This is a genomic window from Paenibacillus sacheonensis, from assembly GCF_009909195.1.
Taxonomy (GTDB): domain Bacteria; phylum Bacillota; class Bacilli; order Paenibacillales; family Paenibacillaceae; genus Paenibacillus_Z; species Paenibacillus_Z sacheonensis.
Genome location: NZ_JAAAMU010000021.1, coordinates 90,089 through 114,759, shown reverse-complemented (window position 1 = coordinate 114,759; position 24,671 = coordinate 90,089). Strand labels below are relative to the sequence as shown.

Genomic DNA, 24,671 nt, shown 5'->3' with positions numbered 1-24,671 from the left:
CACAGAGATATTCAGGCTTACATCCACTTCTACAACCATGAACGATTACAAGCAAAACTAAACGGCCTCAGTCCGATGGAGTACAGGACTAAGGCCGCCTAATTGACTTTATTTATTTGTACTGTCTACTTGACGGGGTGCAGTTCAAGCTCATCCAAGCTGCCGCTTCTTCATTCCAAGCCTTCTGCTGCGCGCAAGCGCTTTTGCTTACAGCTTCGCTCTTCGCGGTTAGCCAACCTCCACGACGAAAGGAACCGTGACGACGCGGCCGTTCCGCTGAAACTGGCCCCATATTTTGTACAAGCCCTTCTCAGGAAACACAGCATGAAACTTTGCCGTCGGGCCGCCTGCTTGATCCATGGCATGCACATGCAAGTATCGTTCGGCTTCGGCATCCATAATAACGACATGCCCGGCAGCGCCAAGATACGGCTGAAGATCGCGAACCGGCTCTCCGCCCGCTTCGCCCTCGGCGAATGTAAATGTCAACTCCGCCGCTTCGCCGGCCTTCGGCGCTCCGCCGAACGATAATCCGACCGACATGCCGCCGGCGCTGTGCTCCAGCTTCTTGTCCTCCGTCAACGCCGGCTCGGACTGCCGCGTTCCCGCTCCGCCCGCCTGCACCCAGGCGCTCTGCCATTGCTGGTCGCCGCCGCGCGGCTTGAAATCCGCGATAAGCTTATATCTCCCCGGCGACGGAAAAGCCACCGGCACTTCGAACACGCCCGGTTGATCTGTCTCCGCGGGATGCAGATGCATGAACGTCGAGAGTCCTTGGCTGACGAGAATGAGATGCAGCAGCTTCTCGTGATTGACCTGCAGCGCCGCTTCGGGTTCTCCGGCGGCATTCGTCACCGCGATGCGCAGCTTGCCGGTCTTGCCGGCTTCCGGCACGCCAGCCGGCCATGTCCATTCCACGCTGTCCTTATCCTTACTGCTGTCCATGCTCGCATTGCTGTCCATATCCATAGCACTGTCCATGTCCATATTACTGTCCATGTCCATATTACTTTCCATGTCCATATCATCGTCCACTGCACCGGGATCCATGGAACCATGTCCCTTGGACGCCGACCGATCGTTCGACTCGCCATTCGAGCCGGCAGCCGATTCCGCATGCTCATGCTCCACGGGCTTATCCGAAGCCACGGTACTTGCCGGCAAATCGATGTCCGCGTAGCCGCTCATCCAGTACCCCGTCGCGGCGCCTAAAGCCACCAGCACCGCTGCCGTGATCAAGATCCGGCGGTATTGCTGCTTTCGTTTCTTCATCAACCGAATATCCTCGCCTTCTGCCGACGAGGACGCGGTGATTTCATGCCGCCCTCATCGGCTTAATCCTGTTTTAAGCGCTCGATCATATATTGTCGTACGTCATCCGCCAGATCGCCGCGGCGAAGCGCAAGATCGATCGTCGCTTGAACGAATCCCAGCTTGTCCCCGACGTCGTAACGCTGGCCTTCGAACCGAAACGCGGTCATCGGGTTCGTCTGATGAAGCCGCTGCAGGCTGTCCGTCAGCTGGATCTCTCCGCCTTTGCCGGGCTTGGCATGCTCGAGCAGATCGAAAATGCCCGGCTCCAATACATAACGGCCGACAATGGCCATATTGGAAGGCGCTTCGCCGGGGGACGGCTTCTCCACGAATCCGCGCACGCTGCCGTCGCCGCTGTCGCGCAGGTCGACGATGCCGTACTTATGCGTCTGATCCCACGGCACCTCCATCACGGCCACGACCGACGACTGCCGCTCCTGGTACAGTTCGATCATCTGCGCGGTCGCAGGCCTCCCGCCTTGCAAAATATCGTCGCCGAGCAGCACCGCGAACGGCTCGTCGCCCACGAAACGGCGAGCGCACAGCACCGCATGGCCAAGCCCAAGCGGCGCGCCCTGCCGGGTATAGACGATCTCCGCCAAATGCGAGATGCTTCTCACCAGCTCCAGCATCTCCGCTTTGCCATGCGCCTCCAGCTCCGCTTCCAGTTCGTACGACTTGTCGAAATGGTCCTCGATCGCCCGCTTGTTGCGTCCCGTCACGATCATAATGCTCTCGATCCCGGAAGCGACCGCTTCCTCGACGATATATTGAATCGCCGGCTTGTCGATGATCGGCAGCATTTCCTTCGGCTGTGCTTTCGTAGCCGGCAGAAAACGCGTGCCGAGCCCGCCTGCCGGTATGATGGCCTTACGAACCCGCTTCTGTGTCCTATCCATAATAGATGTGCCCTCTCTTCTGTTTCGGCCAGTTTGCCTCGATTTATACGGCGGCGCTTGTTTATGCGCCAGCCTTGCTTCCGTCATGCGCGTTAATAGCTCAGTCCGATCGACTGATGGCTGTAGAGCGGATCCTTCAATGCCCGCAGCAGAAAATGCGCCGTATCCGCCCGCGAGATCCGGGACTTCCCGCTCGGAATGCCCTGCCGCGCCTCCAAATAATCGCCTCTTAGCCGCCACCCCGAGAATCGGATCGGCCGGGCGATCGTCCAATCAAGGCCGCTCGCCGCCAGCGCGTCCGCCGCGCGGCGATGGTCCGCAAGCACGCGGCGCTGCAGCAGCCGGGCCGCGATCCCGGAGAGACCGGGGATTTCGCCGTAGATACCGGCGCAAGCCAAGTAGCTGATTCGGGCCACGCCATGACGCTGCATGCCCGCGATGATATGCTCCGCCGACCGGGAGAGCTGCGCGACTCGTTCCCAGCGCCGCGCGCCAAGGCAGGAAATAACGGCATCCTGCCCGGCAATGGCGGCGGCGGCCGCTTCTCCGTCGCTTGCGTCTCCCCGGACGAGACGCAGGCCGGCATGAGCGAAATCCCAACGATGCGAAGCACGCAGGAACGCCGTTACGACATGTCCCTGCTCCAAAGCCTGCTGCACGACCAGACGTCCTGTTCTGCCTCCCGCACCGAACACAACCATCTTCATTCCCGCGCGCCTCCATCCTAATGATGCTACCGTAACATGACAAAAGAATACAAGCAATGCCGCTTGACATTGGAGCTTATTTATAATAATTTTAATTTAGTAGTTGTTATTAATTAGTTTCAAGTCCAATCAGCTTGTTTAATGAAAGGAAGGGAAACCGCCTATGGAAATGATACTCGTAGGTTGGGGTTCTTCGGGCTAACGGCCGTCTTTGCTTGTGCCGGGTACGGTCCGCCTGCTTGCCGGACGTCCGATTAGGCTGCCGGGAGCGCCAGCTTCAAATGCCGTGGTTATTTCGGCGCTCGCTTCGGCAAAATAGATGGGTATCCCTGGCGAACAAGCCAATATCGGCCGAGACGAAAGCAGACGCCGAAAGCGTAAGTAATCTATCTTATTAAAAGGGAGTTGTCGATCATGCCGACCAAAAAACTACAAACCGTTCTGAACAAACAAATCTCAACGTGGAGCGTACTTTACGTGAAGCTTCACAACTATCACTGGTATGTGAAAGGCAGCCAATTCTTCACGCTCCACGTGAAATTCCAAGAGCTCTACGAAGAAGCGACGCTGCATGTCGACGACATCGCCGAGCGTTTGCTGACGATCGGCGGCGCTCCTTATGCCACGATGGCCGAGCATTTGGAATATTCCAGCGTCAAAGAAGCAACGGGCAAGGAAACCGCTCCGCAAATGGTGGAAACCTTGATCGAGGACTTCACGAATGTCGCTGCCGAGCTAAAGGAAGGCATGGAAGCCGCGGAAGAAGCCGGAGACGAAACGACGGGCGACCTGCTGCTGGCCATTCATAAATCGATCGAGAAGCATACGTGGATGCTCAAAGCGTTCAACGGGAAATAAGGATCGCTTCTTGAGCGCTTGCGACGAACGGAATAAACTTATCGAAGACCTTGAGGAATCATCCTCAAGGTCTTCTGTTTGTCCCGGCTTTGCCATGACTTTCGCTCACGATCGGTATGTTCGCAGTGGATACCCTATCCCGCCGTCCCCGCGTTCTTCAGAACATTCGGAAGATAGAGCCAGGTGTACTCCAGCCATGGCGGCGCGACATCGGTAAAATGACCCCAGCTGCCCGGTAACGCCTCGGGATCATTGCCTTTGATTTCATCGATATAGGTTAGAATAAATCCTTCCCGTATCAATCCATTCATGATCCGGCTCAAGGTCTGCCTGTACTCGACCGGCTCTTGAATCTTGGCCCGGGACTGGTCATATACCCACTCTTGATCGGGATAGGACGTTATCGTTCCGTCTTCATAAGGGAGATTCAGCAGGTACCCTTCTCCATTCCAAGCCTGGTGCGTTAATCCGGCGAAGAACGGGTTCGCGCACATGAGGTGGTAGATCCCGCCCGTTTTGACGATCCGGGATACTTCCCGAAATACGTCGCGCGCATCCGGTACGAAAGTAAGGGAATAGGGATGCCAGACGATATCGAACGAATCGTTGTCGAAGCAGGATAAATCGCGCATGTCGCCTTGAACTAAGCTCGCTTCATATCCATAATGCTCCGCGGCAGCCCGATCTCGTTCCAATTGGGAAGCAGAAATATCGAACACGGTTACGACGGCCCCCAACAACCCGAATGCAGCGGACTGCTGCCCGCCGCCGCTTGCCAAACAAAGAACCTTTTTCCCCGTTAACTCTCCAGCTATTCCTAGCCGATCCAACGCCAAATAATCCCGAGCCGACTCGCGGTCCAGATCCAATCTCGGTCGCGTGAACAAGGCATTCGCCTGCGCCAGCGCTTCCCAACGCGCGTGATTATACAAATAGACGTCATCTTTCATATTCATCACCTGCCGAATTGATATGGTATGGACTGGCGCTCAACCGTACGAGAACCGCTGCCGGTATTTACGCGGGGAGATTCCTTCCGCCTTGGTGAAGCAGGAAGTGAAATAAGCCGCCTGATTGAAGCCCACCTCTTCCGCGATTCGGGCGATCGTATGATCCGTCTGAAGCAGCAGCAGCTTCGCCTGCTCGATCCGATGGTGCATCAGATACTCCATCGGCGCGCAGCCGTAATAGCGCTGCATGCAGCGGGCGATATAGACAGGATGAAAATTCAATCGCTCGCCCAGCTCCTGCGCGGTGATCGACTCCCGGTAATGCTTCCGCATATACGCGGCCGCCTGATCCGCGCAAGCCGCCGCCGGCGCAGATTCTGCCGGCGCCATCGAAGCCGACAGCTGGCGCAGCACCTCCTGGAAGAGCGCCTGCTGATTCCACTTGGCGCTGCCGGAATAGAAGCTGTGGTTCAGCTGTATGAGCTGGTCGATCAGCTCGTCGACCTTGCCCGGATGAAGCAGCCGGACGAATTGGGGAACCTGAATCTGAAACGTATGGGTCGCATAGGACCACAACGCTTGCATGCGCTTCTCGTCGTACGGCTCCGGCCCGGAGCGAGGCAGCTCGTCATCCGTCAGAGTCCAGCTTCCCGTCGTCTGAAAGTGCAGCCAGTAATAGGACGTATGGACGTCGCAGCCTTTGGTACCGTAGTGATGGCTGTCCGGCCGGAGAATAAGCGCGCAGCCCTCCCCGATCTCGTAGGTCTGCTCCTCCTCCCCCACATAGAGACAACCCTCCCGAACGACCAGCAGGTCGAACACCCCGACGTTCCGGCGGCTGACATGCCGCCCTCCGGGTCCGTACGACGACAGCCCGCAAAGCATGTAATGCGGCAGCGGGGGGACCGTGAATTGAAGTCTGTTCATCGAAAGACCTTCCTTTGCCGCGACTCCCGTTCCACCGAGGCACGGAGGTTTCAAATTTGAAAGTTTCGGTTGATACCCTCATACATTGCGTTCAGTATACCATCTATAATTTGAAAGTGAAACGAGGGCGCATGCCGCGTCCCGCGCGAACGCATGAAGCGTGCCGCGCGATTAGGCAGCTAGGAGGCAGACAGTCGAGATGGGCGCATCCGCGAACGATAAAACCGCATTTCAATCGTACTCACTATGGTCATTGTCATGGCCGATCTTCATCGAACTCTTTCTCGCCACGCTGCTCGGCACCGTGGATACGCTCATGGTGAGCCGCGTATCCGATGACGCCGTCGCGGTCGTGGGACTGTCCAATCAGCTCTTCAACGGGGTGAACACGCTGTTCGTGACGATCACGGGCGGCGCCGGCATCCTCGTCGCGCAGAAGCTGGGCTCGCGCAAGCCCGAGGAGGCCCGCACGATCAGCATCATCGCGGCGAAATTCGCCATCTGCATCGGGCTTGTTATCAGCGCCGTTCTCTTCCTGTTCCCGGACCAAATCGCACGAATCATCCAGATGCCGGAAGAACTTCTTCCTCTCGGACGGACGTATATGTCCATTGCGGGCTGCGGGATCGCGCCGTTTGCCTTGGCAGCCGCGTTCAGTACGGTCATCCGCAATACGGGCAACACGCGCGGACCGATGCTGACGGCGGTGGGCATCAATATGCTGCATGTGCTGCTGAACTACGGTTTCATATTCGGAGCCTTCGGCTTCCCGCAGTTGGGCTTGAAGGGCGTCGCGATCTCGACGTTCTCCTGCCGCGTAATCACGATGCTCGTTCTCGCCTACATGTTCATCCATGCTTTCGAGCGCAGAATCGGCTTCGCGGATCTCAAGCTGCGCAGCCGCAGGCTCTTCAAGGAGGTGCTTCGCATCGGCTGGCCGCTCGGCGTCAGCTCGTCCTGCTGGATGCTTTCGCAGATGGTCATCTTCATGTTCCTGGCTATTCTTGGCGCCAAAGAGCTTGCTGCCCGGACGTACATGAACACGCTGGAATCGTTCTGCTTCATGCTCGGCTATGCCATCGCCATGGGCGTTCAGATTCAGATTGCCCATCTCTTCGGCGCGAAGAAGTGGAAGGAAGCCTACGCCAGCGCATACAAGGCGCTGTTCATCGGGCTGGCCATCGTAACCGTCAATGCGGGACTGCTCGTCCTGCTGGGAAGAACCTTCCTCGGCTTCTTCACCGAGGATCCCGAGATCATCCGCATGGGCATCGCGCTGCTCGCCCTGAACATGCTCCTGCAGCCGGGAAAAATGCTGAACATGGCGTTCAACGCCGGCCTCAATGCAGTCGGCGACACGCGCTATCCGATGATCATCGCCCTGTTCTCCATGTGGGGCGTGGCGGCAGGCATGTCATATTGGTTCGGCCTCCATCTGGGCTGGGGACTCGTGGCGATCTACTGCTGCATGATAACCGACGAATACGTGCGCGGCATCCTCGTCTTCTTCCGCTGGCGGAAGCGCAAACTGCTGGATCGGGCCATCGCGCGGGATACGCAACCGGCGCATCTCGAGGATGTACAGCCGGCAGAGCTGCCCGGAGAGAGCACGACCGCGATACCCGTCGAGCCAGCGCGCCGGACACCGGCCGAATCGGCATGACCGATCCGGTAGGCGCCCCGGCCCCGCGACGCCCTGCATGACCCGACCTGCGGATTCTCTCCCGCGCCGACATGCGCTCTTGCTCGCCCGATTTTCGAGCTTGCGGAACGTCGGCGCGTACTGTTAAAATCAGTTATGTAAACGCTTACTTTGTAAAACGAAGGCGGTGACGCGACAACCCCGATTAACGAATTCTTTCTTGCCTTGCATTTCCTTGATTACAACCTATCTTAAAAGGAGGAAAACGTAATGAACATCTTCCGATTCATCGTTTGGCGGCGGCCGCTGATTCCGTCCTCGCTCATGCTCATGCTTGCGCTGTCCTTGATCGTCGGCCTGCTGCCGCAGGGCTTTCCGGGCGGGCCCACGCTTGCGGGAGCCACGCCTGTCGCGAACGGCAACCTGGCCGGCGCCGACGCGCTCGGCCGCGAACTGCCGCGCGACGGTCAAGTGCGCGCGGAGACGAGCGGCAAATACGTCGGCATCTTTTATTTCTTATGGATGGGCACGCACGGCACGAGCGGTCCCTTCGATATCACGAGCATTCTCGCGAATAATCCGAACGCCGCCGCCAGCGCCAGCATGCCGCCGTGGGGTCCGGAGCAGGGCTGGCATTTCTGGGGCAAACCGCTCTACGACTACTATTTGTCCGACGACGCCTGGGTGCTGCGCAAGCACGTGCAGCTGTTGACGGATGCCGGGATCGACTTCCTCGTATTCGATGCGACCAACGCGTTCACGTACAAGACGGTATACGATAAGCTGTTCCAGATTCTCGACGAGCAGCAGGCCAAAGGCTTCAAGGTACCGAAGATTGCTTTCTACACCAACTCCAGCTCCGGAACAACCATCACCTCGATCTACAACGACGTTTACGCGCCGAACCGTTACCCCAACCTGTGGTTCAATTGGAAAGGCAAGCCGCTCATCATCGGCGATCCGACGCAGGTTTCCTCCACGATCCAGAACTTTTTCACGTTCCGGTTGAACCAATGGCCCAACGAAGGCCAGAAGACCAACGGATTTCCTTGGATCGAATTCCAGCGGCCGCAGCGCGTCTTCTATAACAATCTCGGCGAGAAGGAAGTCATCAACGTCTCCGTCGCCCAGCATGCCTCGACGATCAGCATGAGCGACACGCCGATGTACGGCTACGGCAACAACTGGGGCCGCAGCTTCCATAACGGAGCGAACGACTTTACGCCGGGCGCGACCAATTACGGGTACAACATCGCGGAACAGTGGGACTTCGCGCTCGCACAGGATCCGCAGATCGTGTTCATCACCGGCTGGAACGAATGGGTCGCGCAGCGGCAGCCCGGCAACGCGAGCCGGCCGATCCAGTTCGTCGATCTGGCGACGCAGGAATTCAGCCGTGATATCGAGCCCATGAGCGGCGGGTACGGCGACGATTATTATTTGCAGATGATCGGCTATATCCGCAAATTCAAGGGCATGTCGGCCCAGCCGGCGCCAAGCGCGGGCAAGACGATTACGATCAACACGGACTTCAGCCAGTGGACGAACGTCACGCCGGAATACCGGGATTATACGGGCGATACCGTCGCGCGCAGCAACCCCGGCTGGGGCACGCTTACGCTGACGAACAACACCGGGCGCAACGACCTGGATACGATGAAGGTGGCGCGCGACAACAGCAACGTATACTTCTACGCCAAAACCAAGGATCCGCTCACCGCGTATACCGGCGCCAAATGGATGCGGCTGCTGATCGACGCGGACGGCAATCCCAAGAACGGCTGGAACGGTTTCGACTACATCGTAAACCGCACCGGCACGACGGCGACGACGGCGGCGCTGGAGCAGAGCACCGGCGGCTGGAGCTGGACGCCCGCTGGCACCGTCAGCTACAAGGCGAGCGGCAGCGAGCTGCACCTCGCGATTCCGCGCAGCGCGCTCGGCCTCTCGAGCCTGACGACGCCGATTACGCTTCGCTTCAAATGGTCGGACAACATGCAGACGGACGGCGACGCCATGGACTTCTACGTCAACGGCGACGCCGCGCCGGACGGACGCCTCGCCTACGTGTACACCGAAGCGCCCGGCCTGCCGGCCGCGCCGATGAACCTCGCGGCCTCGGGCGGCAGCGGGCAAGCAAGCTTGAGCTGGTCTCCGATCGGCGGCGCCGCGAGCTACAACGTCAAACGGGCGACCGCGCCGGGCGGCCCGTACGCGACCGTATCGACGGCGGGCAGCGTGACCTCCGCGTCGTATACCGACACCGCCGTTACGAACGGCACGGCATACTACTACGTCGTCACCGCCGTTAATGCGAGCGGGGAGAGCCAGCCTTCCGCGGAAGCGTCGGCGACGCCGATCGCCTACGTCAGCGTCAAGAATTGGAATTTCAATACCGGCGGGAACCTGGAAGGCTGGTCCATGGTCAACCAGGCCACGGGCAGCGTCGCCGGCGGCGACCTCACGGTCACCTCGAGCGGCGGGGATCCGTTCCTTCACTCGCCCGATAATTTAGCCATAACGAATCCGTCCGTCAATCGCTACGTTCGCGTTCGGATGAAGAACAACACGGGCGGCACGACGGCCCAGGTGTATTTCACGACGACGTCGGACACCAGTTGGAGCGAGCCCAAGTCCAAGGCGTTCACGATCACCCCGAACAGCGGGTACGTCGACTACGTCGTGGACATGAGCACGGTCGCGGGCTGGAGCGGCACGATCAAGCAGATCCGGCTCGACCCGCTCACGGTAAGCGGCACGGCGAACATCGACTATATACGAATAACGAACGGCGGCGGGGCTTCGTACGATTCCGTTGCGGGATTCGGCAGCACGCAGGGCGCGAACCAGTGGTCGTACAAATACACGGCCAACGGAACGACGTATTCCAACATGACATGGAGCGCCGCCAACAATTGGTGGAGCGGCAGCGACGCGATCGTCGCCGCGGGCTGGATGCATCCCAATAACGCAGCGATGGCCGCCCGCGCCTGGACGGCGCCTGCGAGCGGCACCGTCAACGTCAGCGGGTCGGCGGCCAAAGCGTCTACCGCCGCGAACGGCAACGGCGTCAACGTCAAAATCATGAAGAACGGCACGCAGGTCTGGCCGGCGTCGGGCTGGCAGTTCATCGCGGGCACGAACACGACGGGCTATGCGTTTAATTTCAATACGGCCGTGAATGCGGGCGACGTGCTTTACTTCCTCCTCGACGGCAACGGCGAGCACAGCTACGACACCACGAACTACAGCGCGACGATCGTCTATCCATAATCGCCTGCCGCGCGCGTATATGCCGCATCGACAAACGGAAAGGGCTGCCCGATGGCAGCCCTTTCCGTTTGTCATTCCGCTTGTATTTTCTTTTGTATTTCCGTTCAGTCGCGGCTTCTATTTCAGCTAATTTCAGCTATTAGGACTGCTATTACGACTGTCTTTACTTCTTCTTGTTGGCCGCGATCTGTTCCGCCAGCTCGTTCAGATACGCCCAGCGGTCCATCAGCTCCTCCAGCTTCGTCTCCAGCTGGGCCTGCTCCGCGAGCAGCTCCTGCAGCAGGCCGGAATCGCTGGCCGATGCCTCCATTCGCTCCTGCACCTTCTGCAGCGCCGTTTCCGCCCGCTCGATGTCGGCATCGATCGTATCGAATTCCTTCTGCTCGTTGTACGTCATCTTCGTCGGCTTGGCCGGCTCCTGCGAAGCCTCGGCCTTCGCCGTCGATGCCGGAGCCGCGGCTTTGCGATCAGCCGAGACGCCTTCTCCAGCCGCCGACGAACGCACGCCATGGGCCGCCGCATAGGCCTGATAGTCCGTGAAATTGCCGACATGCTGCTCGATGACGCCATTGCCTTCGAAGGCGAAGATCCGTTCCGCCGTCCGATCCAGGAAGTACCGATCATGGGATACCGTGAAGACGACGCCCGGGAAATCGTCCAAATAATCCTCCAGCACCGTCAACGTCAGAATATCGAGATCATTCGTCGGCTCATCGAGCAGCAGCACGTTGGGCGCCTCCATCAGGACGCGAAGCAGCTGCAGTCGGCGTTTCTCGCCGCCGGAGAGCTTCGCGATCGGCGTCCATTGCTGCGCGGGCGGGAACAGGAAACGTTCCAGCATCTGTCCCGCGGTAATCGTCGAGCCGTCGCCGGTCATGACCTGTTCCGCGATTTCGCGGATATAATCGATGGCCCGGAGCGTCTCGTCCATCTCCTCGCGCTCCTGCGAGAACACGCCGAGCTTGACCGTCGGTCCGAGATCGACGGTGCCCGCATCGGGCGCGAGCTTGCCGGCGATCAGCTTTAGCAGCGTCGACTTGCCGAGGCCGTTGCGTCCGACGATGCCGACGCGGTCCTCCGGCACCGCGATATAGCTGAAATTCGCGATCACGTCGCGGCCCTCGAACGATTTGCGCAGCCCCTCGATCTCGAGAATCTTCTTCCCGAGACGCGACGACGCGACGGACATCTCCAGCTTGCCGGCTGCTCTGTCCGGCCCTGCCGCGCTGAGCGACTCGAACCGCTGAATGCGCGCCTGCTGCTTCGTCGAGCGCGCCTGCGCGCCGCGGCGCATCCAGGCGAGCTCGTTGCGCAGCAGGTTTTGACGCTTGGATTCGGAAGCCGCTTCCCGCTCCTCGCGCTCCAGCTTCAGCTCCAGGAACCGGCTGTAGTTGGCCGAGTAGAAGTAAGCCCGTCCCTTGTCGAGCTCGAGCGTCCGGTTGGTGACGCGGTCCAGGAAATACCGGTCATGCGTAATCATGAGCAGCGCGCCCTTGCGCTTCTGCAGCATGCCCTCCAGCCATGCGACGGACTCGTTGTCGATATGGTTCGTCGGTTCGTCCAGCAGCAGCACGTCGGCCGGCTGGATCAGCGCCGCCGCCATCGCTGCGCGCTTGCGCTGTCCGCCGGACAGCACGCCGAGCTTCGCGTCGAAATTCAGAATGCCGAGCTTCGTCAGCGCGATCTTGGCATCGCTCTCGATGCTCCAGGCATCCAGCTCGTCCATCCGCTGGTTGGCGCGGACGAGACGTTCCTGCAGCGCCGCATCCCCCGGGTTCAGCTCTAACTGCCGGAGTGCGTCCGTATAAGCGCGCACCGCCTGCATCTGGGCGGAGTCGCCGCCGAGCACATGCTCCAACACCGTCTCCTCGGGGTCGAAGCGCGGATCCTGGGACAGCATCCGCACCGTCGTGCCCCCCGCCACGAGGATAGACCCCGCATCCGGGGGCTCTATGCCGGCTACTACTTGAAGAAACGTCGACTTCCCCGTGCCGTTGACGCCGATGATGCCGATCTTGTCGCCGGTCTCCACGCCGAACGACACATCCTGAAACAATACCTTTTCGCCGTAACTCTTGGCAATATGATCAACCGTCAATACGTGCATCCTAGCTCCCGCCTAACGTTAGTAAATCGCAAAACGCCTCACGCCGCCGCGTTTTGTCCATATTCAAGCACAGGTCGAGCTTCATCTCGCTCGCTTCGTCCCGCATGCTGAATTTCTCCGGAATGAAACGAAAGACGCCGCCACAAGGGCGACGTCAACCGTTTCACCTTATCTATTCACTTTAAACGAAGGCTACGCTCCGATCAAATCTTTCTTTGCGACTGCGCCTTCGCCCATCGCCTGCTCCGCTCGAATCGCGAGCGCCGCCATCGTGCGCACGGCTTCGAGCGGATATTTGCCGGCAGCCGTCTCGCCCGAAAGCATGACGGCGTCGGAGCCGTCCCATACCGCATTCGCGACGTCGCATGCTTCGGCGCGCGTCGGACGCGGATTGCTTTGCATGGATTCGAGCATTTGCGTCGCCGTGACGACGAATTTGCCCGCACGGTTGCATGCGCTGATCATTTGCTTCTGCGCCAGCGGCACGTCCTCGATCGGAATCTCGACGCCGAGATCGCCCCGGGCAACCATGATGCCGTCCGATGCTTCCACGATCGCTTGCAGCTCGTCCATGCCTTCTTGGTTCTCGATCTTCGACATCACTTCGATATGGCTGGCGCCCTTGTCGGCCAGCATCGCTTTGACTTCGAGCACGTCTTCGGCGCGGCGAACGAACGACATCGCGATAATCTCGACGTTGTTCTCGATGCCGAAAGCGATATGCAGCTTATCCTTCTCCGTCACGCCCGGCAGGCTCGTGCGGATACCCGGCAGGTTAACACCTTTGCGGGATTTGATGATACCGCCGTTTTGGATGACGCATACGACGTCGGATCCTTCGATGCGGACGACCTGCAGTTCGATCAAACCGTCATCGATCATGATGCGCGAGCCGATGGAGACGTCGCGGCCGAGATCGTACGAGACCGAGATGCGTTTCTCCGTGCCCATGAGCTGCTCCGTCGTCAGCGTCAGGAACTCGCCGGCCTTCAGCATATACGAAGGCTCCTCGAGCAATCCCGTGCGGATTTCCGGTCCTTTGATATCCAGCATGATGGAGACGGGCAGGTCCAGCTTCTTCGCCGCCGCGCGAACGAGCTCGATGCGTTCCTTATGATCTTGCAGTTCTCCGTGCGCCAAGTTCAGTCTTGCTATATTCATGCCGGCAAGCAGCATATTTTCCAACATGTCGGGCGACATGCAAGCAGGTCCCATCGTACAAACGATCGCTGTCTTTTTCATAACGTTCACTCCTAGGTTCCTATTTTCATCGCTTCTTTCATTGTAAATGAACAATTGCGCCAGTGCGATGTACTATAGTACAGTGATTGTATCATAGTACGATGAACGAGATAGGAGGCGATGGTCCATGTTCGACATCTTCGACATCCGCCAGGAGCGCGGCATCCTGAAGAACGAACAATCGCCGCTCGGGAGCGACAGCTTCACGCTCGTCTGGATCCGCTTCGGCCAGACGACCTACCGCCTCGCCGGGCAGGCGTCGCAGCTGCACAAGAACGACCTGCTGCTCATTCCCGCAGGCGTGCCCGCCGCCGAAATGCGGGATGCCGGCAGCATACGCGAGAGCGTCGTCGTGCGTTTCAGTCCCGCGGATTCCGCGGCGGCCAGGCTGCTTCCGCTCCTCGCCCGGCGAGCGCCACTTCGCTGGGTCACGCATATGCCGGAGCTGCTGCTGGAGAAGCTGCTCTACATCGTCGAGCAATGGACGGCTCGCGACCGTTATTTCTCCGTCATGTGCGGCGCTCTGCTGACGGAGCTGATCGTGACCATCAGCAGAGAATACGACGAAGGCGAGAAGGCGCCGTCTTCCATTCACCACATCGAAGTCATGAAGCGCTACATCGAGGACCATTACCGCGGCAAAATCACCAAAAACGAGCTCGGCGGCTGCATCGGCGTCAGCCCCAACTATGCCGCTTCCCTGTTTCGCAGCGTGACGGGCATGACGATCAGCGAATACGTGCACCGCCGGCGGATGAAGACCGCCGTCTACATGCTGCGCCACTCGCAGCTCACCGCGCGGGACATCTCGGAGCATCTCGGCTACAGCGACCCGTCGTTTTTCAACCGAACTTTCAAGCGAATCATCGAGCAGCTGCCCTCCGATCTGATTGCCGAACGGTCGGATCGGGAATAAACGTTTTCGCGGCGTACTTCTCCGCCTTCAAAAGCTGCAATGCTGCACAATTACGGCCCGGAGGCAGCGCATCCAGCCTCAAAAGCTGCCATACAGCACAATTTCGGCCCGGAGGCGACGCATCGAACCCCAAAAGCTGCAGTACGGCACAATTTCGGCCCGCGCTCGGCTCCTGCAAGAAAATCCATGCGCACGAAAAAGCCTCCAACCCGCAGAGCGGCTTAGAGGCTTTTGGCGGTCTACTCGACGAGACGATAAGCGTGACCCTTCCAGTCGGGAGCGATTATGGTTAGTCTGACAGACTCCCTAGACGTACTCCGTCCGAGGCGATTCGAACTCCACGTCCGCTTCGCCGGAGGGCGTCACCGGAATGGCGATCATGCGAACCGATTCCATCATGCGCAGCATGTTCTTCAGTTCGAACGGCGTACGGGCCCCGCGCGTCAGCCAATCGGAGATGTCCTCCTGCTCCAGGATGGCCGGCATCTGGGGCTGGTACTGCGCGATCAGGCCGTTCGCCTTGGTCATAAGCATCGTGCAGGTGCGCATTTCCTCGCCGGAAGCGGCGCGGAACACGTCGTAGAGACCGGCCACGGCGAACGTGCCGCTCCGCATGGTGATTTTGAACTTCTTCTCTTCTTTGCCTTCGGTGCGCGAGACATAGAAGCCATTGCAAGGGATGATGCAGCGCTGTTTGTTCGCGATCCGCTCGTAGATCGGCTTCTCGAACAGCTTCATGCTGTCCATTTGCACGGAATCCTTGGCCCAATAGGGCACCATTCCCCAGCGGAATTCGTCCAGAACGCGCTCGTCCTTGCGGTGAATGATGGCGGAAATCGATTCCGTCGGTTGAATCTCGTACCGGCCCGACGTATGGAACAGGACATTGTCGAGCTCGAAACGTTCCGTCAGCTCGGATGAAGCGGCCGTAATAGAAATCGCTTGGCACATTGGTAAAAACCTCCTCTTGTTTTGGTTATTATGACCACTTCGGCCATAATCATGTGCCCGTCAGCCGAATTCGCTATAATAACCTACAAAGAGAGGAGATCTGGCCGCATGAGAGAATCAACGAACGAGCCGATGGATTCGGCGACGCCGTCCAACGCCCTGAATCCCGAGCCTTCCTTCCGGGGAGAACGGCTGCTGCCTTACGCCTCGCTGATCGATAATCCGGTGCCGGTCTTCGTCAATCGCGCCCGCGAATCGTTCGAGCTGCGCATGCACGCGCATGATTTCATTGAAATTTGCCTCGTTGCCGAAGGCTCCGGCTATCATTATCTCGACACGGACCAGATGGCCGTCGCGCGCGGCGATCTGTTCTTCATTCCGATCGGCATCTCCCATGTCTTCCGCCCGTCGGCCAAAGGACAGCCGCTCGCCCTGTACAACTGCATCATTACGGCCGAGCAGCTGGACAAGCTTCTGCTGGCCGTTCAAGCCGAGCCCGAGCTCGCCGCCTTCTTCCAGGAACGGCGCACGGGCAAAGCGTGGTTCCGAATTCACGACCGCGGCGAGGAAGCCCAGCGCCTCTTCCACCGGCTTCACGGCGAATTCTCCTCGCGACGGCCGGGATTCATCGCAGCGCTGTGCGCCTTGACCGCGGAACTGCTCGTCCTGCTCTACCGCCGCTGCAGCGAGGAGGTCGAGCAGCCGATCGAAGCGGACGCCGACGGGTTTGCCGCTTCCTCCATGCAAGAGCTGCTGGCTTATATCGACACCAACTGCGCCGAGGAGCTGCGGGCAGCGGACATGGCGGCGAAGCTCGGCATCGGCGAGCGCCAGTTCCAGCGCAGCTTCAAGAAAGCGGCCGGCGTCACCTTCCTGGACTACGTGCAGAGCGCCCGCATCGATCTCAGCTGCCGGCTGCTGCTCGGGACCGCGGACCGCATCAGCGATATCGCCGCACGGTCCGGCTACTTGAACGCGAAGTTCTTCAACCGCCTGTTCAAGAAGAAGACCGGCGTCACTCCCCGCCAGTACCGAACCTCCGCCGCGCTATCCCGCCGCTCCGCTCCTTGACCAAGAATCGAACGCCGCCGCGCCCTCCGCGCGGCTCTTTGCTATCGGCAAATAACTGGAATTCCGTATAAATCACGCGCCTTGGGAAAGGATGGAAGCATACTAACTTCCGAAGACATAGGGTGTGCTTATGGAACAAGGGCAGCAACTGACCCATATCCTTCAACAATTCGACGACTGCGCGGATTTCAAGCATATTGCTTATCCCGAGCTGAACGTCGATCTGCTCTATTTCGACCATATGATCGATGCCGGCAAGCTCTCCCGCGAAGTGCTGTCACCGCTTCTGTCCGTCACCGAGAACGAAATGGCGTCCGCGCTGGCGCGGCTGACCTTCACGATAAAGAGCGAGAACAAGGAGATCGTCGTCGCGATCCTATCCGGCAGCGCGGCGCTGTTCCATGGCGGCCAAGCCTATATCATCGATATGTACGACCCGAAGGGCAGAGCCATCAGCCAATCGGAGACGGAAACGACGATTACAGGTCCGCACGAGGCGTTCTCCGAGCCGGCGAATTCGACGCTCTCCCTCATCCGCCGGAGAATAAGAAGCTCCCACCTCAAGTGTATCAGGCTGCAGGTCGGCGAAGTTTCCAAAACGGACGTTTACGTGCTCTATGTCGCGGACATCGTCAATATGGACTACGTCCAAGAGCTGATTCGCCGGATTCGGGAGATTGAAATCGATGCCGTACACGATACGAACATGCTTGTCCAATTGGTAGACGATAAGCCGGCTTCCATTTTCCCGCAGTTCTACACGACGGAGCGACCGGATGCCATTGCCTCCAAGCTTGCCGGCGGGCGGGTGGTCGGCGTCATGGACGGAAGTCCATTCGCCTTCAGCGCGCCGACTTCGCTGTTCGAATTCTTCATTTCTTCCGACGACTATTACCAGCGCTGGTCGCTCGGAACGGCGACCAGGATCCTGCGTTTCATCGCGTTTATCATCACCATTCTGTTTACGGGCATCTATGTTTCCGTCACTACCTTCCACTACGAGATGATTCCGCAAAAACTGCTGCTGACGCTGTCGGAATCGAGAAGCCGGGTTCCGTTCCCGCCCGTGTACGAGGCGCTGCTCATGGAGACGGTCATCGAGCTGCTGCGCGAAGCCGGCGCCCGCCTGCCCACGAAGATCGGACAGACCATCGGCATCGTCGGCGGCATCGTCATCGGCCAAGCGGCCGTGCAAGCCGGCTTTACGAGCAATATTCTCATCATCGTGGTTGCCTCCTCGGCGATCGCTTCCTTCGTCATGCCAAGCTTCATCATGAGCGCCTCCATCCGCCTGATCCGCTTCGGCCTTATTGTTTTGGCGGGCATCTGGGGCAATCTCGGCATTACGGTCGGCATCGCCTTCCTGGTTATCCATCTCAGCCATCTAACCAGTCTCGGCTCTTCCTATTTGACGCCGGTGGCTCCCCATAAACCCGGCGATTGGATGGATATTTTCATTCGCGCTCCGTTCAAGCTGCTGGGCAAACGCCCGTCGCAGGCCAAGAGCCCGAACCCGGTCCGCATGAAACCGAAAGAATAGGAGGCGAGCGGCATTGCCCACGGTCAAAGAAAAACTTTCTTCCTTCCACGTGTTGATCCTGATCTACATGACGCAGACAGGCGTTGTCATTATTTCGCTCGGCCAGATGCTGGCGCAAACGTTCGGGCTGAACGGCTGGCTGGCGCTGCCTGCCTATTGCATCGCCGTAACGGTGAATTTGCTGCTCATCGGCCTTATTTATCGCATGGGACAAGGAAAGTCCATCTTCGAGATCATGGAGCAGCGGCTGCCCAAGGCGCTGCTTGCCCCGCTGTACCTTGCGCTGACGGCGGTTTGGAGCATGCTCGCCTGCCTCGTGGCGATCGAATATGTATTTATCTTTCAAATGATCGCCTTTCCGACGACCAATCCGGTCTGGTTCAAGCTCGTCATCGATTTGCTCGCCATGCTCCTGTGCGTCAAGGGCGTCTATACGATGTCCAAAGCGAGCACGGTGTTTTTCTATCTGACGGTATGGATGTATCCGTTCTCGTGCTTGCTCTTTCATGAATTCAGCTGGAAACGGATGACACCTTTCTTCTTTCACGAAGGAGACTTCAGTCCGATGGGCATGACGGGCATCTACACGGCCTTTCTGGGCTTCGAGCTTGTCATGCTTCTGTTCGGTTACGTCGAGCGCTCTGCCAAGCTGATGAAAATGGCCATTTGGGCGAATCTGCTCGTATTCGCCAGCTACATGTATATCTGCCTCCTGGTCTTCGGGTTCTTCGGATTCGGCGAGCTGCAGCATATGCAGTTTCCGCTGATCGACATGTTTGCCTTTGTCAAGTTCCCGTTCATCGAACGCATCGAAAACATGCTGTACGGCCTGCTGCTTTTCACGATGCTATCGACCATGTCCATGTATTATTGGTCCGCGAGCGAAGCAAGCGGCCGGTTATTTACGCGGGTCAAGCCCGAGTACCGGGGACTCGCGCTCGTCGCCGGCACGTTCTTCGTCGGACTGATACCGGACACGCTGGCGGATGTCAATGTATGGCTGACATGGCTCGGCATCGCCGAAATCTGCATTTCGTTCGGTCTGCCCTTGTTTCTGCTCGCGCTGCTGATGATCCGCAAAGAGAAGGGAAAGACAGCCCATGCGTAACTTCTCTTCCCGGTACATGCGGCTGCCGCTCCTCTTGATCTTTGCCGGGTCGCTCCTGCTTGGCGGCTGCGGCGATCAGCGCATCCTGGAACAGGTCGGCCTCATCCAAACGACGAGTTACGATCTGCTGCCAAACGGGGAGTTGAAAATAGCCGTCGCCATTCCGAGAGTGGAGGCGGAATCGAACCAGGAGCGGGAAGTGCTTCGCACGTCGGCGCCTACGAGCAAGCAGGCGCGCATTCAAATGTCCAGGCAAACGAGCCTGCAGCTGGTCAGCGGCCAGCTTCGCGTCACGCTGCTCGGCAAATCCTTCGTTCAGGCCGGCATCGGCGATCATTTGGATACCCAAACCCGCGATCCGGCCATATCGCCGCTCATGAAAATCGCGGTCGTGAACGGCGATGCGGAACAGCTGCTGAACCAGCGCTACAGCCAGCATCCGCGGACGGACTTGTATATCGAGCGGCTGCTCGGGAAAGAGTCCGACTCGCATTCCATTCCGAAGGCCACGCTGTATGAATTCGTGCGCGACTATTATGACGACGGCATCGATCCCGTCGCGCCGATGATCCGGCGAGCCGGAGAGAATATCGTGATCGACGGCATCGCCTTGTTCAAGGACGACCGTTACGTCGGCCGCATACCGGAGAAGGACGCGATGATCTTCGCCTGCCTGCATGGCGGATTCAAGCAGGGCGAGCTCGGCATCCGCCTGCGGAAGAAGGAAAAATCAACGGAGGCGGTCGTGCTGACGTCGCTCGTCAGCAGCCGCAGCATCAAAGTGACAGGTGCCGGCGACAAAATGAAAGTCGCCATTGACATGCATTTGAACGCGACCGTATCGGAATATATCGGCGGCGATCTCAAGCTGGGCAAGCCGCGGGACCTGAAGAAGCTGGAGCAAAAAATATCGGCATACATGGCCGCGCAGGCCGAGCTGCTGGTGAAGAAACTACAGCAGGCAGGAGCAGATAGCATCGGCATCGGCAGCTACGTGCGCAACCATATGGGCTATCCGGCGTGGAAGAAAACGAACTGGGGAGAACGGTATCCGCGAATCGAAGTGCACTGCAAGGTCAAGACGAGAATCAACAATGTCGGCAAAATGAAGTAAAAGCACCGCAGTGCTCAGGTCAAAATAATCGGCCCGCCGCTCGTCACCGCAACGGTATGCTCGAATTGGGCGCCCCAGGAGCCGTCGAGCGTGCGGGCCGTCCAGCCGTCCGCGTCAATCGAGATATGGGGCCTGCCCGTCACGAAGATCGGCTCGATCGTGATGACCATGCCCTCTCTCAACTTCCTGCCGGTACCCGCCTTGCCCGTATGATGGACCTGGGGATCCTCGTGAATCCGGCGTCCGATGCCATGACCGATGAAAGCCTCTACGATGCCGTATTGCTCGCGCTTGGCGACGGCCTGCACGGCATGGCCGATATCCCCAAGCCGATTGCCCGCCGCTGCCTGCGCGATGCCTTGGTACAGCGCGGTCTTCGCCGCGTTCATTAACCGAACCATCTCGCGATCCACCCGCCCGACCGCGTACGTCCAGGCGGAATCCGCCATCCAGCCGTCAAGCTCGACGACCATGTCGATGGTCACGATCTCGCCTTCCCGAAGCGGCACGTCACGCGGAAATCCGTGGCAGACGACGTCGCAGGCAGAGGCGCAGGTCGCATACGGATAACCTTTATAGCCTTTCTGCGCGGGCTTGGCACCGCAGTTGACCATGTAGGCTTCCGCGAAACGATCGATCTCCAGCGTCGTCGCGCCCGGCTTCAGCCTTTTGCCGATTTCGCGGTGACAGGCAGCGACGATGCGTCCTGCCTTTCGCATCCGTTCGATCTCTTCCCGCGTCTTGTATTGAATCATGCGCATCCCTCCACATGCATTCGGCATGGCCGGCGTAGATTGACCGGAGAGCAACAAAAAAGCCTTGTCCCTATCGTACCGGGCAAGGCTTGTATACGTTCGATTAACTTACGGAGGAACGAAGTCTCCCCATCTCATGCTCGACCAGAAGCGTCAGCTCTTCTTCATATCCGCCCATGATCCTGTACTTGCGGATATAATCTCTGACAAACTTGCGCGAGTCCTTCGGTTGAAAAATACGCGTGAGCTCCACGAGGCTTTCTTTGACTTCATTATGGCTGCGTTTCGCCATGAAATCCCCTCCCTAGCATCGGTTGGTGGTTCTAACAATTTACGATTACAGCATGTTGAACGATCCACGTGAATGAAGGTGAGTCTGAAAGTGTGAAGGAGACTCCGTATTGAATTTTCTAACTTATCAATCAATTATAACATTTTCAACCCAGATAGAAAAGCGAACACGAATGTTTATTTATAAAAGCATCAAATTTTGTCATTTTCTGCCGAATCCGCACCGGGCAAATCCATCTCCTGCGGACGCGTCGTCGCAGCCGACCATGCGCTCTTCTTGTACATGCGCAAGTACGCAATGACGCCTGCAATCGCAACGATAATCCCGAACAGGATGACCGCAGTCGTTATCCAAGGGCTAACCACTGATGCGCCCCCCCTTCGCTCCGGATAATTTCCATATATAGGCTAATTATAGAGGAAAGGAATAGCGCTTTCAATGCGACGGACAGCCCGCTACAGAAATGTAACATGTTACAATCAAGTTACCCTGCGAAACGTTCCGCTTCCCCATACAAGAAGCTCTCCTTTATTATCGGCAACTCGTGCCTCTAATGTAAGTGTTCTTCTCGTGCGGTGGATCAGCTCCGCTTCGCAGGTCAGCCTCCCCTCCGAGGAGGACTGCAAATAATGCACGTTCAGCCCGGTCGTGACCGTTCGTTCTCCCGGACATGCGAGAATGGCGACAAGCCCCATGGCATTGTCGAGCAGCGAGGCCAGCACGCCGCCGTGCACGATGCCCGCCAAATTCAGATGCTCCGGCCGGACCTGCAGCGCGATAACCGCCTTGTCCCCGTCCGCGGACGCCAGCTCGCAGCCAAGAAAGCCCCAAAAGGTCGGCCGAGCCGCCGCTTCCAGCGCTTCCAGCTTCTTGCGGGCATCCCGCGGCCGTTCATTCCCGCTGTCGTTCATGCCTCACCGCCCTCATCGCCGCCGGCCGCGGCTTGTTCCTCTTCCTCCTGCAGCTTGCGTCGCAGCACTTTGCCGATCATCGTCATCGGAAGATCCGCGCGGAATTCATATTGATGCGGCACCTTGAACACCGCCAGCCGTTCCCTGCACCAGCGGTCAAGCTGCACGGCCGAGACGTTCACGTCCTTGCGCAGCACGATAAACGCCTTGACCGTCTCCCCGCGGTACGCATCCTTCACGCCGATAACGGCCGCATCCCTGACGCCGGGATGCTCATACAGCACTTCTTCCACCTCGCGGGGGTAGATGTTGAAGCCGCCGGCGATGATAATGTCCTTGATTCGGTCCACGATCGTGAAAAATCCGTCCGCATCGATCTGCGCCAGGTCGCCGGTCCGCAGCCAGCCGTCCTGCAGCGACGCAGCCGTCGCCTCCGGCTTGTTCCAGTAGCCCTGCATCACCTGCGGACCTTGAACGAGCAGCTCTCCGATCTCGCCGGGCGGCAGCTCCTCGCCGGTGTCCAAAGCAACGACCTTGGCCTGCGTGCCGGGCAGCGGCAGTCCGATCGTGCCGATCTTGCGCCGCGTCCACAGCGGATTGGCATGCGTCACGGGCGCCGCTTCCGTCAGGCCGTAGCCTTCGATCAGCCGGCCGCCCGTCAGGGCTTCGAACTGCGTCTGCACCTCGATCGGCAGCGGAGCGGAGCCGCTGATGCATACGTTGATCGACGACAGATCGTATTTCTTCACGTCGGGGTGATTGAGCAGCGCGACGTACATCGTCGGCGCTCCGGGGAAGACGCTCGGCTTCTCGTCGCGGATCGCTTTCAGCACCGCCTCGATCTCGAAACGGGGGAGCAGCACGATAGTGCCCGCTATGAGGACAGATAAGTTCATGATAACCGTCAAACCGAACACATGAAACAAAGGCAGCGCCGCGAGAAACCGCTCCTTGCCTTCCTGCAGCCGATAGAACCACGCCGTGCATTGCGCCGCGTTCGCAATCAGGCTGCGATGCGTCAGCATGACGCCTTTGGCGATGCCGGTCGTGCCCCCCGTATATTGGAGCAGCGCGATATCCTTCTCCGGATCGATTTGGACTTCGGCCGGCAGCCTGGCGGCCTTTGCCATGAACGAGGCATACCGCGTCACGCCGTTTGCGCCGTACGGAATGTCCGGAAGCGGTCCTGCGCGGCGCTGCTTGATCGGGTAGAGCAGATTTTTGGGAAAAGGCAGTCCGTCCGGAATGGCGGTCACGATGACCTTACGCAGCTGCGGGACGGGTCCGGACTCCGGCGCTTCGCCGCGCACACGCGCGAGACGGGGATACAGCAGATCCAGCGTCACGATGGCGACGGCGCCGCTGTCCTTCAGCTGGTGCTCCAGCTCGCGCTCCACGTAGAGCGGGTTCGTCATGACGACGACGGCGCCCGCAAGCAGGACGCCGAAGTACGCGATGACCGTCTGCGGGCAGTTCGGCAGCATGATCGCGACGCGGTCCCCTCTGCCGATGCCAGCGGCCTGAAGCCCCGCCGCCATGCGCTGGGCCGACGCGAGCAGCTCCTTGTAAGCAATCCGTTTGCCGAAGAAGAACAAGGCCTCGTGAGAAGGATATCTGGCGGCGGTCTGGAGCAGCAAATCGCCGATGGCGAGGTCCGGAATCTCCACCGAGGGCGAGACCTCGGACGGATAAGAGCGAAGCCAGGGGGAAGATGGTTGGGTCATTTTCCCTGCCTCCTAAGAGTTTTTGGGAAGCATCTTCGTGTAGCTTCTTAGCGAGCAAAAACTCACTTCGGAAGCATAAGCTTTTTTGCGTTGCTTCTTCGGTATGGCTTCCTCGCAGCAAAAATTACTTCGGAAGCATAGGCTGAGTTATTGCGAAGCATCTTCGAGTTAGCTTCCTTGCGATCAAAATTCACATCGGAAGCGTAGGCTTTTTTGCGAAACTTCTTGCGAAACTTGTTCGGTTCGACATCCTCGCAAGCAAACTCAATTCAAGAGCGGCTCAAAGCAGGCATCAGTGCTTGCAATAGTTCCGCCAATTCCGGCGGATCTTATGATCGGCCTGGCACCGCGCCAATCCCTAAGCCTGCTC

21 protein-coding genes and 1 pseudogene are annotated in these 24,671 nt (G+C 58.8%); 9 read left to right on the top strand and 13 right to left on the bottom strand.

Annotation, left to right across the window (positions count from 1 at the left end; genetic code table 11):
• Window positions 1-9 precede the first annotated feature (9 nt).
• Window positions 10-102, top strand: coding sequence for an IS3 family transposase (locus GT003_RS27315; protein ID WP_428842605.1), 93 nt, complete (start codon window positions 10-12; stop codon window positions 100-102).
• 126 nt (window positions 103-228) lie between these two features.
• Here GT003_RS27315 and GT003_RS27310 read toward each other — a convergent pair whose 3' ends face one another.
• The 3 genes from GT003_RS27310 to GT003_RS27300 all read right to left on the bottom strand — a co-directional run bounded on the left by GT003_RS27310 (window position 229) and on the right by GT003_RS27300 (window position 2,920).
• A complete protein-coding gene (locus GT003_RS27310) occupies window positions 229-1,272 on the bottom strand; it encodes a hypothetical protein (RefSeq protein WP_161703973.1) in 1,044 nt (347 codons plus the stop codon).
• 62 nt (window positions 1,273-1,334) lie between these two features.
• Window positions 1,335-2,213 carry a UTP--glucose-1-phosphate uridylyltransferase GalU gene (gene galU / locus GT003_RS27305; RefSeq protein WP_161703971.1) on the bottom strand — a complete coding sequence of 293 codons (879 nt, stop codon included), beginning with the start codon at window positions 2,211-2,213 and terminating at the stop codon, window positions 1,335-1,337.
• 92 nt (window positions 2,214-2,305) lie between these two features.
• On the bottom strand, window positions 2,306-2,920 hold the full coding sequence (locus tag GT003_RS27300; protein ID WP_161703969.1) for an NAD(P)-dependent oxidoreductase: 615 nt from the start codon (window positions 2,918-2,920) through the stop codon (window positions 2,306-2,308).
• Between the two features lie 414 nt (window positions 2,921-3,334).
• Between GT003_RS27300 and GT003_RS27295 the strand changes: the two genes are divergently transcribed.
• Window positions 3,335-3,778 (top strand): Dps family protein, encoded by a 444-nt coding sequence (locus GT003_RS27295; protein WP_161703967.1) that lies wholly within the window; start codon window positions 3,335-3,337, stop codon window positions 3,776-3,778.
• A 134-nt stretch (window positions 3,779-3,912) separates the two neighbouring features.
• Here the strand turns inward: GT003_RS27295 and GT003_RS27290 are convergent, their stop codons facing one another.
• Together GT003_RS27290 and GT003_RS27285 are read right to left on the bottom strand one after the other, a co-directional pair.
• On the bottom strand, window positions 3,913-4,728 hold the full coding sequence (locus tag GT003_RS27290; protein ID WP_161703965.1) for a class I SAM-dependent methyltransferase: 816 nt from the start codon (window positions 4,726-4,728) through the stop codon (window positions 3,913-3,915).
• Between the two features lie 39 nt (window positions 4,729-4,767).
• Window positions 4,768-5,655 (bottom strand): AraC family transcriptional regulator, encoded by an 888-nt coding sequence (locus GT003_RS27285; protein ID WP_161703963.1) that lies wholly within the window; start codon window positions 5,653-5,655, stop codon window positions 4,768-4,770.
• A gap of 199 nt (window positions 5,656-5,854) precedes the next feature.
• On the opposite strand from GT003_RS27285, the gene GT003_RS27280 reads away from it, so the two are divergent.
• Together GT003_RS27280 and GT003_RS27275 are read left to right on the top strand one after the other, a co-directional pair.
• On the top strand, window positions 5,855-7,318 hold the full coding sequence (locus GT003_RS27280) for an MATE family efflux transporter (RefSeq protein WP_161703961.1): 1,464 nt from the start codon (window positions 5,855-5,857) through the stop codon (window positions 7,316-7,318).
• A gap of 249 nt (window positions 7,319-7,567) precedes the next feature.
• Window positions 7,568-10,570, top strand: coding sequence for a hypothetical protein (locus GT003_RS27275; RefSeq protein WP_161703959.1), 3,003 nt, complete (start codon window positions 7,568-7,570; stop codon window positions 10,568-10,570).
• Window positions 10,571-10,733: 163 nt separating this feature from the next.
• On the opposite strand, the gene GT003_RS27270 is transcribed toward GT003_RS27275, so the two are convergent.
• Together GT003_RS27270 and pyk are read right to left on the bottom strand one after the other, a co-directional pair.
• On the bottom strand, window positions 10,734-12,677 hold the full coding sequence (locus tag GT003_RS27270; RefSeq protein ID WP_161703957.1) for an ABC-F family ATP-binding cassette domain-containing protein: 1,944 nt from the start codon (window positions 12,675-12,677) through the stop codon (window positions 10,734-10,736).
• A gap of 198 nt (window positions 12,678-12,875) precedes the next feature.
• A pseudogene (gene pyk, locus GT003_RS27265) lies at window positions 12,876-13,919 on the bottom strand (pyruvate kinase); the annotation flags it as partial.
• 127 nt (window positions 13,920-14,046) lie between these two features.
• On the opposite strand from pyk, the gene GT003_RS27260 reads away from it, so the two are divergent.
• Window positions 14,047-14,835, top strand: a complete 789-nt coding sequence (locus GT003_RS27260) for a helix-turn-helix transcriptional regulator (protein WP_161703952.1) — start codon at window positions 14,047-14,049, stop codon at window positions 14,833-14,835.
• A 306-nt stretch (window positions 14,836-15,141) separates the two neighbouring features.
• Here GT003_RS27260 and GT003_RS27255 read toward each other — a convergent pair whose 3' ends face one another.
• Window positions 15,142-15,786, bottom strand: a complete 645-nt coding sequence (locus GT003_RS27255) for an SOS response-associated peptidase (protein ID WP_161703950.1) — start codon at window positions 15,784-15,786, stop codon at window positions 15,142-15,144.
• 108 nt (window positions 15,787-15,894) lie between these two features.
• On the opposite strand from GT003_RS27255, the gene GT003_RS27250 reads away from it, so the two are divergent.
• The 4 genes from GT003_RS27250 (at window position 15,895) to GT003_RS27235 (ending at window position 20,619) form a co-directional block, all read left to right on the top strand.
• Window positions 15,895-16,857 (top strand): AraC family transcriptional regulator, encoded by a 963-nt coding sequence (locus tag GT003_RS27250; RefSeq protein WP_161703948.1) that lies wholly within the window; start codon window positions 15,895-15,897, stop codon window positions 16,855-16,857.
• Window positions 16,858-16,987: 130 nt separating this feature from the next.
• Window positions 16,988-18,397 carry a spore germination protein gene (locus GT003_RS27245; protein ID WP_161703945.1) on the top strand — a complete coding sequence of 470 codons (1,410 nt, stop codon included), beginning with the start codon at window positions 16,988-16,990 and terminating at the stop codon, window positions 18,395-18,397.
• A gap of 13 nt (window positions 18,398-18,410) precedes the next feature.
• A complete protein-coding gene (locus GT003_RS27240; RefSeq protein WP_161703943.1) occupies window positions 18,411-19,505 on the top strand; it encodes a GerAB/ArcD/ProY family transporter in 1,095 nt (364 codons plus the stop codon).
• Window positions 19,498-20,619: a Ger(x)C family spore germination protein gene (locus GT003_RS27235; RefSeq protein WP_239566133.1), complete on the top strand. Its 1,122-nt coding sequence runs from the start codon at window positions 19,498-19,500 to the stop codon at window positions 20,617-20,619. The genes GT003_RS27240 and GT003_RS27235 overlap by 8 nt, the downstream gene beginning before the upstream one ends.
• A 14-nt stretch (window positions 20,620-20,633) precedes the next feature.
• Here the strand turns inward: GT003_RS27235 and map are convergent, their stop codons facing one another.
• The 5 genes from map to GT003_RS27210 form a co-directional block, all read right to left on the bottom strand.
• Window positions 20,634-21,374 carry a type I methionyl aminopeptidase gene (gene map / locus GT003_RS27230; protein WP_161703941.1) on the bottom strand — a complete coding sequence of 247 codons (741 nt, stop codon included), beginning with the start codon at window positions 21,372-21,374 and terminating at the stop codon, window positions 20,634-20,636.
• A 103-nt stretch (window positions 21,375-21,477) separates the two neighbouring features.
• A complete protein-coding gene (locus tag GT003_RS27225) occupies window positions 21,478-21,666 on the bottom strand; it encodes a hypothetical protein (RefSeq protein WP_161703939.1) in 189 nt (62 codons plus the stop codon).
• 191 nt (window positions 21,667-21,857) lie between these two features.
• The gene (locus GT003_RS27220) at window positions 21,858-22,031 is read right to left on the bottom strand and encodes a hypothetical protein (protein WP_161703937.1); all 174 of its coding nucleotides are present in this window, start codon (window positions 22,029-22,031) and stop codon (window positions 21,858-21,860) included.
• Window positions 22,032-22,145: 114 nt separating this feature from the next.
• Window positions 22,146-22,577, bottom strand: a complete 432-nt coding sequence (locus tag GT003_RS27215; RefSeq protein WP_161703935.1) for a PaaI family thioesterase — start codon at window positions 22,575-22,577, stop codon at window positions 22,146-22,148.
• Window positions 22,574-24,301 carry a long-chain-fatty-acid--CoA ligase gene (locus GT003_RS27210; protein WP_161703933.1) on the bottom strand — a complete coding sequence of 576 codons (1,728 nt, stop codon included), beginning with the start codon at window positions 24,299-24,301 and terminating at the stop codon, window positions 22,574-22,576. The genes GT003_RS27215 and GT003_RS27210 overlap by 4 nt, the downstream gene beginning before the upstream one ends.
• Window positions 24,302-24,671: the final 370 nt, after the last annotated feature.

What these genes read in the sequence shown, in the direction of transcription:
- GT003_RS27310 (WP_161703973.1), bottom strand. Translation starts at nt 1,272, where the DNA reads ATGAAGAAACGAAAGCAGCAATACCGCCGGATCTTGATCACGGCAGCG.
- galU (WP_161703971.1), bottom strand. Translation starts at nt 2,213, where the DNA reads ATGGATAGGACACAGAAGCGGGTTCGTAAGGCCATCATACCGGCAGGC.
- GT003_RS27300 (WP_161703969.1), bottom strand. Translation starts at nt 2,920, where the DNA reads ATGAAGATGGTTGTGTTCGGTGCGGGAGGCAGAACAGGACGTCTGGTC.
- GT003_RS27295 (WP_161703967.1), top strand. Translation starts at nt 3,335, where the DNA reads ATGCCGACCAAAAAACTACAAACCGTTCTGAACAAACAAATCTCAACG.
- GT003_RS27290 (WP_161703965.1), bottom strand. Translation starts at nt 4,728, where the DNA reads ATGAAAGATGACGTCTATTTGTATAATCACGCGCGTTGGGAAGCGCTG.
- GT003_RS27285 (WP_161703963.1), bottom strand. Translation starts at nt 5,655, where the DNA reads ATGAACAGACTTCAATTCACGGTCCCCCCGCTGCCGCATTACATGCTT.
- GT003_RS27280 (WP_161703961.1), top strand. Translation starts at nt 5,855, where the DNA reads ATGGGCGCATCCGCGAACGATAAAACCGCATTTCAATCGTACTCACTA.
- GT003_RS27275 (WP_161703959.1), top strand. Translation starts at nt 7,568, where the DNA reads ATGAACATCTTCCGATTCATCGTTTGGCGGCGGCCGCTGATTCCGTCC.
- GT003_RS27270 (WP_161703957.1), bottom strand. Translation starts at nt 12,677, where the DNA reads ATGCACGTATTGACGGTTGATCATATTGCCAAGAGTTACGGCGAAAAG.
- GT003_RS27260 (WP_161703952.1), top strand. Translation starts at nt 14,047, where the DNA reads ATGTTCGACATCTTCGACATCCGCCAGGAGCGCGGCATCCTGAAGAAC.
- GT003_RS27255 (WP_161703950.1), bottom strand. Translation starts at nt 15,786, where the DNA reads ATGTGCCAAGCGATTTCTATTACGGCCGCTTCATCCGAGCTGACGGAA.
- GT003_RS27250 (WP_161703948.1), top strand. Translation starts at nt 15,895, where the DNA reads ATGAGAGAATCAACGAACGAGCCGATGGATTCGGCGACGCCGTCCAAC.
- GT003_RS27245 (WP_161703945.1), top strand. Translation starts at nt 16,988, where the DNA reads ATGGAACAAGGGCAGCAACTGACCCATATCCTTCAACAATTCGACGAC.
- GT003_RS27235 (WP_239566133.1), top strand. Translation starts at nt 19,498, where the DNA reads ATGCGTAACTTCTCTTCCCGGTACATGCGGCTGCCGCTCCTCTTGATC.
- map (WP_161703941.1), bottom strand. Translation starts at nt 21,374, where the DNA reads ATGATTCAATACAAGACGCGGGAAGAGATCGAACGGATGCGAAAGGCA.
- GT003_RS27225 (WP_161703939.1), bottom strand. Translation starts at nt 21,666, where the DNA reads ATGGCGAAACGCAGCCATAATGAAGTCAAAGAAAGCCTCGTGGAGCTC.
- GT003_RS27215 (WP_161703935.1), bottom strand. Translation starts at nt 22,577, where the DNA reads ATGAACGACAGCGGGAATGAACGGCCGCGGGATGCCCGCAAGAAGCTG.
- GT003_RS27210 (WP_161703933.1), bottom strand. Translation starts at nt 24,301, where the DNA reads ATGACCCAACCATCTTCCCCCTGGCTTCGCTCTTATCCGTCCGAGGTC.